This is a genomic window from Staphylococcus sp. HMSC072E01 (assembly GCF_001814125.1).
Taxonomy (GTDB): Bacteria; Bacillota; Bacilli; order Staphylococcales; family Staphylococcaceae; genus Staphylococcus; species Staphylococcus hominis.
Genome location: NZ_KV814962.1, coordinates 135,252 through 147,344, shown reverse-complemented (window position 1 = coordinate 147,344; position 12,093 = coordinate 135,252). Strand labels below are relative to the sequence as shown.

9 protein-coding genes are annotated in these 12,093 nt (G+C 31.1%); 3 read left to right on the top strand and 6 right to left on the bottom strand.

The genetic code is table 11. The annotated features are described in order from the left end of the window. Positions 1-113 precede the first annotated feature (113 nt). Together HMPREF2953_RS02575 and HMPREF2953_RS02570 are read left to right on the top strand one after the other, a co-directional pair. Positions 114-1,619, top strand: coding sequence for an S-Cys-Gly-3M3SH uptake peptide MFS transporter (locus tag HMPREF2953_RS02575; RefSeq protein ID WP_070671648.1), 1,506 nt, complete (start codon positions 114-116; stop codon positions 1,617-1,619). A 129-nt stretch (positions 1,620-1,748) separates the two neighbouring features. Continuing rightward, entirely contained in the window at positions 1,749-2,672 is a 924-nt protein-coding gene (locus HMPREF2953_RS02570) for a diacylglycerol/lipid kinase family protein (RefSeq protein ID WP_070671646.1), read from the top strand. Positions 2,673-2,734: 62 nt separating this feature from the next. Here the strand turns inward: HMPREF2953_RS02570 and HMPREF2953_RS02565 are convergent, their stop codons facing one another. The 6 genes from HMPREF2953_RS02565 to HMPREF2953_RS02540 form a co-directional block, all read right to left on the bottom strand. Beyond that, positions 2,735-3,271: a 5' nucleotidase, NT5C type gene (locus HMPREF2953_RS02565; protein ID WP_070671643.1), complete on the bottom strand. Its 537-nt coding sequence runs from the start codon at positions 3,269-3,271 to the stop codon at positions 2,735-2,737. Positions 3,272-3,365: 94 nt separating this feature from the next. Further along, positions 3,366-4,421, bottom strand: coding sequence for a histidinol-phosphate transaminase (gene hisC / locus HMPREF2953_RS02560; RefSeq protein WP_049335048.1), 1,056 nt, complete (start codon positions 4,419-4,421; stop codon positions 3,366-3,368). Positions 4,422-4,556: 135 nt separating this feature from the next. Next, positions 4,557-6,071, bottom strand: coding sequence for an ABC transporter permease/substrate-binding protein (locus HMPREF2953_RS02555; RefSeq protein ID WP_049335047.1), 1,515 nt, complete (start codon positions 6,069-6,071; stop codon positions 4,557-4,559). A gap of 3 nt (positions 6,072-6,074) precedes the next feature. Then, entirely contained in the window at positions 6,075-7,031 is a 957-nt protein-coding gene (locus HMPREF2953_RS02550) for an ABC transporter ATP-binding protein (protein WP_054105317.1), read from the bottom strand. A gap of 189 nt (positions 7,032-7,220) precedes the next feature. Continuing rightward, a complete protein-coding gene (gene recQ, locus HMPREF2953_RS02545) occupies positions 7,221-8,999 on the bottom strand; it encodes a DNA helicase RecQ (protein WP_049335045.1) in 1,779 nt (592 codons plus the stop codon). 13 nt (positions 9,000-9,012) lie between these two features. Further along, entirely contained in the window at positions 9,013-10,893 is a 1,881-nt protein-coding gene (locus HMPREF2953_RS02540; RefSeq protein ID WP_070671641.1) for an ABC-F family ATP-binding cassette domain-containing protein, read from the bottom strand. A 111-nt stretch (positions 10,894-11,004) separates the two neighbouring features. On the opposite strand from HMPREF2953_RS02540, the gene HMPREF2953_RS02535 reads away from it, so the two are divergent. Beyond that, positions 11,005-11,823, top strand: a complete 819-nt coding sequence (locus HMPREF2953_RS02535) for a ZIP family metal transporter (protein WP_070671639.1) — start codon at positions 11,005-11,007, stop codon at positions 11,821-11,823. Positions 11,824-12,093: the final 270 nt, after the last annotated feature.

The window sequence follows — 12,093 nt, the reverse complement described above, 5'->3', positions numbered from 1 at the left end:
TGACTGAAAATTCTAAAAATTTATATTTTTTAAGACATTCTTGTGAAACTTAATTATACAATCTTATTTACATAGTAATCAGTCATATTAGGAAAGAAAGGAGTGGGATGTTAATGGCAACAAATAACTCCCATGAACAAACAATTCAATCAATACCACAGAAAGGATTTTTCGGTCATCCTAGGGGACTAGGTGTGCTCTTTTTCGTAGAGTTTTGGGAAAGATTCAGTTACTATGGTATGCGTGCGATGCTCATATTTTATATGTATTTCGCAATACACCAAAATGGATTAGGTATTGATAAAACTACAGCAATGTCAATTATGTCAGTATATGGAGCACTGATTTACATGTCTTCTATTCCTGGCGCATGGATTGCTGATAGAATTACAGGCACACGTGGTGCTACTTTATTAGGTGCTGTACTTATTATTATTGGACATATCTGTTTAAGTTTACCATTCGCCTTATTTGGTTTATTCTCATCAATGTTCTTTATTATTATCGGATCAGGTTTAATGAAACCTAATATTTCAAATATTGTAGGTCGTTTATATCCTGAAAATGATACACGTATTGATGCAGGTTTCGTTATTTTCTATATGTCTGTTAACTTAGGTGCATTAATTTCACCTATCATACTGCAACATTTTGTAGATATACGTAATTTCCATGGTGGCTTCCTTCTTGCAGCTATTGGTATGGCATTAGGTCTTGTTTGGTATTTATTATTTAATAGAAAAAATTTAGGTAGTGTTGGAATGAAACCTACTAATCCACTATCTAAAGAAGAAAAGCGTAAATATGGAATGATTATCGGTATCATAGTAGCAATTGTGATTGTCGTATTATTGGTTACATATTATACTCATACACTTTCCTTCGATTTAATTAGTAATACTGTATTAGTTCTAGGAGTAGCTTTACCAATCATTTACTTTACAACTATGCTTCGTAGTAAAGACGTTACCGATGTAGAACGTTCTCGAGTAAAAGCATTTATACCTTTATTTATTTTAGGTATGTTATTCTGGTCAATTCAAGAACAAGGTTCTAACGTTTTAAATATTTATGGTTTGGAACGTTCTGACATGCAACTCAACTTATTTGGTTGGACAACTCGATTTGGGGAAGCTTTGTTCCAATCTATCAATCCATTATTTATTTTATTATTTGCACCAGTTATTTCTATGATTTGGTTAAAAATGGGTAAAAAGCAACCTTCTTTAGCTATTAAATTTAGTATTGGTACATTACTAGCAGGTTTATCATACATTCTAATTGGATTAGTTGGTTTAGGTTATGGACCTACACAATTCTCAGTTAACTGGGTTATTTTATCATATGTAATCTGTGTTATTGGGGAACTTTGTTTATCACCTACAGGTAATAGTGCTGCTGTTAAACTTGCACCTAAAGCATTTAATGCTCAAATGATGAGTGTATGGCTATTAACAAATGCTTCAGCGCAAGCAATTAACGGTACATTAGTAAAATTAATTAAACCACTTGGTCAGACTAATTATTTTATTTTCTTAGGCACAGTTGCTATTGTTATTACTCTTATCATTTTAGTTTTCTCACCTAAGATTACGAAAGCTATGAAAGGTATTCACTAATTAAATACAAAATAGTAAAAAAATACTTCTAGTTATAACATCTAGAAGTATTTTTTACTTATATATTTAAAATTATAAAATTCAGGGTAATTATTTATAATATAATTTTAAATGAAAGTAGGTTGAACTATGGAGCAACAGTATAATCATGGGGTGTTATTTTACCATGAACATAGCGGACTTAAAGATATATATGATGGATTGGGAGAAGTCGCTAAATCACTAACTCAGTTATGTAAGCATCTTTCAATACAATTAAGTGAAAATGAAGGTGACATTGAAAGATATTGTAAAGAAATAAAAGACCATACTTATAGTAATGATATCGATATCGTTTTTATATTGGGAGGAGACGGTACAGTTAACGAATTGATTAATGGTGTGATGAAATATGATCTAAACCTTCCTATAGGTATCATTCCAGGTGGAACATTTAACGATTTTACTAAAACATTAAACTTAAATCCTGACTTCAAAAAAGCTAGTGAACAATTGTTGTCTTCACATGTTGAGTCATATGATGTTATGAAAGTAAATGATAATTATGTACTTAACTTTGTCGGGCTAGGACTTATTGTGCAAAATGCTGAAAATGTTCAAGAAGGACGCAAAGATATCTTTGGAAAATTAAGCTATGTTGGTTCTACTGTAAAAACACTCATGAATCCCGACCATTTTGACTATACATTGACAGTAGACGACAAAGAATATAAAGGAAATACGTCTATGCTAGTTATAGCAAATGGACCTAATATTGGTGGCAGTCGCATTCCACTTACAGATCTTTCTCCACAAGATGGAAAATTAAATAGTTTTATATTTGAACAACAAAGTTTTAGTATTTTAAACGATATTTTCAAAAAAAGAGATAGCATGAATTGGAATGAAATTACCGAAGGAATTAATCATATTCCAGGTTCTCACATAACATTACGCACTGAACCAACTATGAAAGTAGATATTGATGGAGAAATTAATTTAGAAACACCTATCACTATTGATGTGTTACCTAGAGCAATCAATATCCTTACTTTGTCGAATGATGAGAAATAACAACTATATCATAATCAAAAGGTATGTATGATTGCTTCAAGCTTCATACATACCTTTTTACTTTAATTGTTATTTAAAAACATTGTTTCTACATCTTTCCAGCCATTCACTCGTTTAAAACGGGTTTCATTTATATTATGTGCAGCCGTAAAGATAATAGGTTCTCCTTCGAAAATTTGAAGCTGACGAGGATTATCATCTATTAAATAATCTGTTTTAACAATATTTTTTCTTCCACAAAAAATAAAATGCTGTGGATCTAAAAATGGAAAATATTCTAATAACCATTCATATTTATCATGAAATGAAGTGGGTACGTCCATTGCCGCTGTAGCGATATATACATCATAATGCTCATTAAGTTTTTTTACTACCTCTTGAGCATGTGGTATCACTTTAAGATGTCTAAAAAACTCTGGCGCTCTTAAAATATCTCTTACTAACCCATCATGTTCAGGAATCACATGGTTTAATTTGTGACCATTTAATGATTCCATTGTAATTCCTAATTTAGTTTCAATATTAACTGCTTCAATAATTGCACCTAAAGTATCTGCTAATACTTCATCCATATCTATTGCTATAGATTTACGTGCCATGCTATCACTTCCTTAGTTATCTTTTGCACATTTTCAAAGTATAGCAAAAAACCTTTAATTCGTCATGAATCGTAATTAAAGGTTTTTCATTAGTTTAATAATTAAATTGTTTTAATACTTCAATCATTTTATTATTTTGTTCTTCAAATCCAATTGTAATACGTACTCCATTAGGAAATGGTCTAGTGATACAGCCAACGTTTAGTAATTCATTATACAATGCTTGTGGCTTATCTGTTACTACAAATACAAAGTTCGTTTGACTAGGTAAAAAGTGTTTACTTTGTTCAATGTCATAAAACTTTTCACGTTCTTTTGCATTTTTTCTAGTAATCTCTTTTAAATAATCTTGATCCTCTAATGCTGCAATCGCTGCATATTCTGAAATTCGTGTCACATTAAATGGTGGACGAATGATATTCCATTTTTCAATAGCTTCATTTGTTGCCACAACATATCCTACACGTAAACCTGCTAATCCATATGCTTTAGAAAATGTTCTTAATAAAAATGCATTATCAAAGCGTTCTTGTAGTTTTAATGTATCAGGATAATCTTCAGCAGTGACGAATTCGAAATACGCTTCATCAATTAAGACTGGCACATGACTTGGAACACGTTCCAAAAATGACTCTAATTCATCATGACTAAAATATGTACCTGTAGGATTATTAGGATTACATAACCATACTAATGAGGTATCAGAATTAACCTCTTTTAAAATGCCTTCCAAATCAAATCCGCCATTTTTTAACGGTACTTTTACAACTTCAGCTGATTCAACAATCGCATTATGATAATATTGTCCAAAAGTAGCTTCACTTGTCACAATTTTATCTCCTGGTGTTAAAACTGCTCTAGAAATCATAAGTATTACTTCATCTAAACCTGCGCCAAATAAAATTCGAGATTCATCAACATTTAAATGCTTACTAATTGCTTTTCGTAATGATGGAGAGCCTGTTTCCGGATAGTAGAATAACTCATCTAAGTGCGCTTCAATTGCTTCTTTTACACGAGGTGATGGTCCATATAAATTTTCATTCGATGCTAGTTTATATAACTCACCTTCTATACCAAATTTTTCTTTAAGTGCTTGCGGTGATAACCCAGGTTGATATGCCGATAATTGTTGTAGTTGTTTTTTCATTTATGATCACTCCTATATAAATTAAGTTACTTTCCTTTTTCACTTATTAATTAAAATAGTACCATAAATTATCGATTTATACTTTATGTGTTAAAAAGCTCATAGATAAAATGTATCTATGAGCTTTTTACAAATTTAATGTGCCAATCCTTCTTTTTCTAAATATTGTTTAGCAACTTTATATGGATCTTCATTTTTCACTGTCACTTTATAATTCATTTCTTGCATTTGTTCATCCGTAATTTTATTTGATAATTGATTTAAAGCTTTTTTAATTTCCGGATGTTCTTTTAGAAACTTTTCTTTAAACATTGGAGCACCTTGATAAGGTGGGAAAACATGTTTATCATCTTTAAGTACTACCATATCATATTGTTTTAATTCAGCATCTGTAGAATACGCATCAATAAGATTAATGTCACCTTTCTCTACTGCCGTATAACGTAGTTTAGGTTCCATTTGTTTAATATTAGAAAGATTCAAGTTATATTTTTTAGCTACTGCTTTATAACCATCATCTCTATCTTTAAATTCCATAGTAAATCCTGGTTTAAGTTGACCTTGTACTTTACGTAAATCACCAATTGATTGCAAATTATACTTTTTAGCAAAATCTCTTTTAACAGCTAAAGCATAGGTATTATTATATTTCATTGGTTTAAGCATCGTCATATCATATTTTTTCTCTAAACTTGCTTTAGCTTGGTGATATACATCAGCTTCTTTTTTAGATTTTAGATCCTCTTTAGTAAGTTCTCCTAATACTGTACCTGTAAATTCTAAGTACCCATCTATATCGTCTGATTTTAACGCATTAAATAAGAATGAGGTTTTACCCATACCACTTTTAACATTAACTGTATCATGTGTTTCCTCTTCAATTAATATTTTATACATATTCGTAATAATTGAAGGTTCAGAACCTAATTTTCCTGCCATAGTAATCGTTGCACCTTTTTTACCAAAGAGTGGAACAACAATAACAAGTAAGATAATTAATAGAATAATACCTAGTGTAATAAGAAGTTTTTTATAAGATAATTTCGCCATATAACGCAATATAAAATCAAATAAAATAGCTAATAATGCAGCTGGAATAGCGCCAATCAATATAAGTGCTGTATTGTTACGATCAATACCTAATAAGATCAAATCCCCTAATCCACCTGCTCCAATTAATGCAGCTAATGTAGCAGTACCAATAATAAGCACCATAGCTGTACGTATACCTGCCATAATGACTGGCATTGCAATAGGTAACTCGACTTTAGTTAAACGTCGCATTGGTTTCATACCGATACCTTTGGCTGCTTCTGTTAGAGAAGGCTCTACTTCTTTAATACCTGTATATGTATTTCTTAAAATAGGTAATAGCGCATATACTACTAATGCAATAATTGCTGGAACTTTTCCTATACCAAAAATTGGAATCATTAATCCAAGTAAAGCAAGGGATGGAATAGTTTGTAATACCGCTGCAATATTCATTACAACTTCAGATAAACGCTTTGTTTTAGTTAAAGCAATACCAAGTGGTACTGCAATTAAAATTGCGATAAATAAAGCAATAAAAGAAATTTGTATGTGCTCAAAAATTGTTCTTAGTAATTCTCCTCTACGATCATTGAGCGTTGTTAAAAATTCGTTCATGCTTTAACCCTCCTTATCATTTTTAGATAGATAGTCAAAAACATCTTCTCTTCTTAATAATGACTGTGTTAAAGCATGATTATTTTCTACAATGACTGCTTCATGTTTAGCAAGTATCTCGTAAATATCTTGAAGTTTCATACTATCTTTTATAATTGGGTATCCTTGTTTTTCGTCATATTCAGTAAGTGTTCTTGTAAGATTTAGATCGGAGATTTTTGAATTATTGATATCTTTATGCAAGTGATCGCCCATAAACTCTCGAACAAATTGATTTTTAGGATGCTCTTGGAATCCTTCAGGTGTGTCAATTTGTTCAACACGACCATCATTTAATAAACAAATACGATCTCCTAATTTCATTGCTTCTTGTATATCGTGTGTTACAAAAATAATTGTCTTTTTAATTTTCGTTTGTAATTCTAATAAATCATCTTGTAATTTTTCTCTACTAATGGGGTCTAACGCACTAAAAGGTTCATCCATTAATATTACTGGAGGATCAGCTGCTAATGCTCTTACCACGCCTACACGTTGACGTTGTCCTCCCGATAATTCATCTGGTTTACGATCTCGGTATGTATTTGGATCTAATCTAACCATATCTAATAATTCATCTACACGTTGATGAATATCTTTGTCTTTCCACTTTTTCATTTGAGGAACTTGTGCGATATTTTCTTTAATCGTCATATGTGGAAATAATGCGATTTGTTGTAGTACATATCCAATATCCCAACGCATCTCATAAACTGGATAATCACTCACTGGCTTATCTTTAAAATAAATGTATCCTTCACTTAACGGTATTAATCGATTAATCATTTTTAAAGTAGTTGTTTTTCCACAACCTGAAGGTCCGATTAAAATAAAAAATTCTCCTTCATTAATCTTAAAACTCACATCATCAACTGCAACATTCGTTCCATAACGTTTTGTTACATTTTTAAACTCTATCATCTTGTCACCTTCATTTCCTTCACATCACTATAAAATTTATATTGCTTATTTTCTATTAAATCATTTTTATTGATAAATTCATACTTAATAGATTTAAATACTAATTATTTTTTAACAATAAAAAATAAAACAACTTAAAACATTTTTCTAGCTTCTAAGTTGTTTTATTAAGTCATATTTAATTTTTTGTTAGATATTCGTTTTATATGATTGGATTGTTTCAAGAAATTTAGGACAATAATGTTTTAACTTATAGCTTCCCACACCATCTATCGCAATCATTTCTTGTTTAGATTCTGGTTTACGTTTAGCAAACTCTTCCAATGTATAGTCAGAAAAAATACTCACAGGCGCAATATTCAACTTTTCACTTAATTGACGGCGAACTTCTACTAATTCACTATATAAAGCACGATCAACGCCTTCTATTGTATTAATGAAAACTTTTTCCTTACTTTTATGTTTAAATGGCGTCGTATACACTGTGACATCATTATTCAATAATTCTTTCACACTTTCATCACACGTTAGAATTTCATTATATTCATTTAAAAAGCCTTTAAACCGTAACTCATCAATTAAATGACTTAACTCTGAAGTAGTATAGTCTTTCATCAATCCATGTGTTGTAAGTTGATGATAATGATTGTATTTAATATAATCACTCAATTCTCCACGTAACACTTGAATAATAACATGATAGTTTTCTTGTTGACGCATGCGTGCGATACAACTAATAATCATTTTTGCTTCATTGGTCATGTCATAAGTTTTATTTTGTTGAATACAATTACTACATTGACCGCATTCCTCTAGACGCGCATTTGGTTCAAAATAATGTACAATTGTCGCTTCTAAGCACTTTTTCGTTTTAGTATACTGAATCATTTTAGTTAGTTTCTCGCCCATTTTATCTTTATAATCATCATCTGCTTGCGAAACAGTAATAAAATATTCATGTAATCCTTTATCTCTTTCACTAAATAATAAAATACATTCACTTTTTAAGCCATCTCGTCCTGCACGACCTGCTTCTTGATAGTATGATTCAAGGTCTCCAGGCATATTGTAATGAATAACATAACGAACATTAGATTTATCAATACCCATTCCAAATGCATTTGTTGCGATAACAACTTTAATACGATCGTATACAAAGTCATTTTGAGCTTCTTCTCTTTCTTTATTTGTTAAACCTGCATGATAAATAGCAGAAGCAATATTTATAGATTCTAGAGATTCTTGTAATTCTTCTACTTGTTTACGTGTAGAACAATAAATAATACCTGCTTGATCTTTATGAGCTTTAGCATATTCAATAACAAATTTTTGTCTTTGATATGTCGGATTTACTTTAAAAATGAGATTACGTCTTTTGGTACTTGTTTTAATTTCATCTTCTTTTCGGATATTTAATTTTTCCATAATATCCTGTTGAACTTCGGCCGTAGCTGTAGCTGTAAGAGCTACAATCGTAAAATCTTGAGGTAGTGTAAACACTTTGTTTATGACGCTTTGATAACTAGGTCTAAAATCATGTCCCCATTTTGAAATACAGTGAGCCTCATCAAATGCAATTAAGTTAATATCAATTTGACTAAGCAAGTTTAAAAAATAGTTACTTTCAAAACGTTCAGGTGCCACATATAAAAATTGAATGCCTTCAGTGATTAACTTATTTTCAATCTCAGATTGTTGTTTTTTATTTAAACTACTATTTAGATAGGCTGCTTCGATACCCATTGCTTTTAACTGATCCACTTGGTCTTTCATTAAAGAAATCAATGGACTTATTACTATCGTTGTACCACCTAACATTAAACCAGGCACTTGATAACATATTGATTTACCACCACCTGTAGGCAAGACACCTAATACATTATGATGATTTAATATTTTAGAAATTATCTCTTTTTGACCTGGTCTAAACGTATCATAACCAAAATAATGTGACAAAGTTGCTTCCATACTTACATTCCCCTTATTGCTCTTTTATTTCTTCTAATTCACTCCATCTCGTGATGTCTACATCATATGACTGCTCTAGATGTTCTTTTTCTTCATTTAATTCTTTTATTTTAGCGTAGTCAGCGCTCGCTTCTACCATTTCAACATCAATCTGCTCTAGTCTATGTTCTGTCGTTTCAATACGTTCCATTAGGGCTTCATATTCCCGTTTTTCTTTATAAGACAGTCCCGTCTTTTTACGAATGTTTGATTTAGTTTTAGGTTGTTGAGCTTGTTTTTCAAGTGTATCCTGTCGATCTTTTTCTTTTTTATAGGCCTCATAATCTTCGAATGTTCCAATAATACGTTCTAATTGGCCATCGTGAATGTACCAATATTCTTGTGCTACTTTATTTAAAAAATAACGATCATGACTTACAGTAACTACTGACCCTCCGAATGTACTAATGTAGTCTTCTAAAATTGTTAATGTTTCAGTATCAAGATCATTGGTTGGCTCATCAAGTAACAGAACATTAGGTTGATGAACAAGCAATCTCAATAAATATAATCGTTTTTGCTCTCCACCTGATAATTTATAAATCTTTTTACCATGAGCAGCACTCGGAAATAGAAATCGCTCTAACAATTGAGTAACTGAAACTGAAGTACCATCTTTTTCTTTTGCCACTTCACTTTCTTCTCTCAAATAGTCAATCATACGTATATCTCTATCCAAAGTTTCTTCTGTTTGTTTAAAATAAGCTATTTTTACAGTTTGGCCAACTTTTAATTCTCCAGAATAATCAGTATCATCTTGATTTAAAATATTTAACATTGTCGTCTTCCCTGCACCATTTGGGCCAACAATACCAATTCTTTGACCACTTTGAATGATTTCTGTTACATCTTTGAATAATATTTTATTTTGAATCTTTTTCGTTAAATGATCTAACTCAAATACTTGTTTGCCTAATCTAGAATAAGCAAGATTGAGCTGACCTTTATCTTTTTGATGATGAGATTGAACTTCTGTCTCTAAATCATTAAATCGGTTAATTCGAGCTTGTTGTTTTGTCGTTCTTGCTTTTGCGCCTGTACGCATCCATGCAAGTTCTTGTTTATAAAGTGCTTTTTGCTTTTCTTGTTGTTTTTGTTCAATCACTTCATTTTCAGCTTTCATTGCAATGTAATCTTCATAGTTTCCTGGATAAGATTTAAGTTTTCCTCTATCTAATTCCACAATACGTGTAGCAATCTCATTTAAAAAATAGCGATCATGTGTCACAAATAAAACTGTATGTGGATATTGCTTAACATAGTTAATTAACCAATTAATTGATTCAAAGTCTAAATGGTTTGTAGGCTCATCTAACAATAACAAATCAGGTTGTTCAATAAGCGTCTTAGCTAAGACAACACGTTTTTGTTGTCCGCCTGATAATTCTTTAACTTTTTTAGTCGTATCATTAATACCTAATTTTGATAAAATAGTTTTAATTTCAGCATTATAATCCCATGCATGATGTTGATCCATAAGTTCTTGAGCTTCCATCATTTTTTTAAAATTCGCATCGTTTTGATGTTCTGTATATATAGTCACAGCTTCTTCATATGTTTTAATAATACGTAAAGTATCTGTATCGGAACTTAGAACAGCTTGAAATACTGTCATATCACCATCTAAATGTTGCTTCTGTGAAGAATAACGAATGCGATACTGATTAGGATGAGTTATATCGGCTGAAAAATCTTCATCTAAACCACCAATGACTTTTAATAAAGTACTTTTACCAGTACCATTTATACCTACAAGTCCAATTTTTTCATGTTCAGAAATAGAGAGATTTAAGTCATCAAAAATAACTTTATCAGCATATGATTTATTTAGTTGTTCTATTTTATACGCTTCCATATTTTTACTTCCTTTTTAATATCGAAATTTCAATATATTTCTGATAAGCTTAATTCAGTTCTATATATTATACACCTTTTTAATGCTAAATGATATAAGGAGAAAATAGATATGATAGACTTTTTCGAAAATTTACCACCTTATCTTCAAGCACTTATTGCCGGTATTATCACTTGGTTATTAACTGCTTTAGGTGCTGCATCAGTCTTTATTTTTAAGACTGTAAACAAAAAAATTCTAACTTCTATGCAAGGTTTTGCCGCTGGAATTATGATTGCTGCAAGTTTTTGGTCTTTATTACAACCTTCCATTGATTATGGTACAAATGGTCATTTACCTGCTTGGTTACCTGCTGCGACTGGTTTTATTCTAGGTGGTGTGTTTATTAGAGGACTTGATGCAGTCATTCCACATATACACCAAAAAATCGGTGATAAAAGTCAATATCGAGAAGGCGTTAAAACTTCTTTAAGTAAAAATGCTTTACTAGTATTAGCTATCACTTTACACAATATTCCTGAAGGTTTATCAATTGGTGTAGCATTTGGAGGAATTGCAACTGGAAATGGACAAGCTACCTTTTTTGGAGCCCTTGGTTTAGCAATTGGTATTGGTATTCAGAATATTCCAGAAGGAGCTGCTTTGTCCATGCCGATTAGAGCCGCTGGTGCAACACGTTTTAAAGCATTTAATTATGGTCAAGCATCAGCAATAGTAGAACCTATTTTTGCAACTATAGGTGCCATTGCAATTATTTTTATCACTCCAGTACTACCTTATGCATTAGCTTTTGCAGCAGGAGCAATGATTTTTGTAGTTGTAGAAGAGCTTATTCCTGATTCTCAATCGGGTAATAATACAGATTTAGCTACATTAAGCTTAATGCTTGGTTTTGTAATAATGATGATATTAGACGTATCATTAGGATAATTAAATTAAAGAATAAGCCTGAGACATAATAAATTGTCTTAGGCGTTTTTTATATATTGGCAGTCAATTCTAGTCGCGGAACTCCACCATAAAAACTTTCAATAAGAAAGTCTACGTCTAACGCAAGTTAAGAATACGTTGCCACAATAAAACGACGAATTCAAAATGAATTCTGTTCCACTCCCTTTCTTTTTTGTTTATTTTTAATGCAACTATAAAAAACCCGTAGATAAAACTTATCTACGGGCATTTAATATAGAATGTTGATTT

Excerpts from the sequence above, each read along its gene's own strand:
- HMPREF2953_RS02575 (WP_070671648.1), top strand. The coding sequence starts at position 114 with ATGGCAACAAATAACTCCCATGAACAAACAATTCAATCAATACCACAG.
- HMPREF2953_RS02570 (WP_070671646.1), top strand. The coding sequence starts at position 1,749 with ATGGAGCAACAGTATAATCATGGGGTGTTATTTTACCATGAACATAGC.
- HMPREF2953_RS02565 (WP_070671643.1), bottom strand. The coding sequence starts at position 3,271 with ATGGCACGTAAATCTATAGCAATAGATATGGATGAAGTATTAGCAGAT.
- hisC (WP_049335048.1), bottom strand. The coding sequence starts at position 4,421 with ATGAAAAAACAACTACAACAATTATCGGCATATCAACCTGGGTTATCA.
- HMPREF2953_RS02555 (WP_049335047.1), bottom strand. The coding sequence starts at position 6,071 with ATGAACGAATTTTTAACAACGCTCAATGATCGTAGAGGAGAATTACTA.
- HMPREF2953_RS02550 (WP_054105317.1), bottom strand. The coding sequence starts at position 7,031 with ATGATAGAGTTTAAAAATGTAACAAAACGTTATGGAACGAATGTTGCA.
- recQ (WP_049335045.1), bottom strand. The coding sequence starts at position 8,999 with ATGGAAGCAACTTTGTCACATTATTTTGGTTATGATACGTTTAGACCA.
- HMPREF2953_RS02540 (WP_070671641.1), bottom strand. The coding sequence starts at position 10,893 with ATGGAAGCGTATAAAATAGAACAACTAAATAAATCATATGCTGATAAA.
- HMPREF2953_RS02535 (WP_070671639.1), top strand. The coding sequence starts at position 11,005 with ATGATAGACTTTTTCGAAAATTTACCACCTTATCTTCAAGCACTTATT.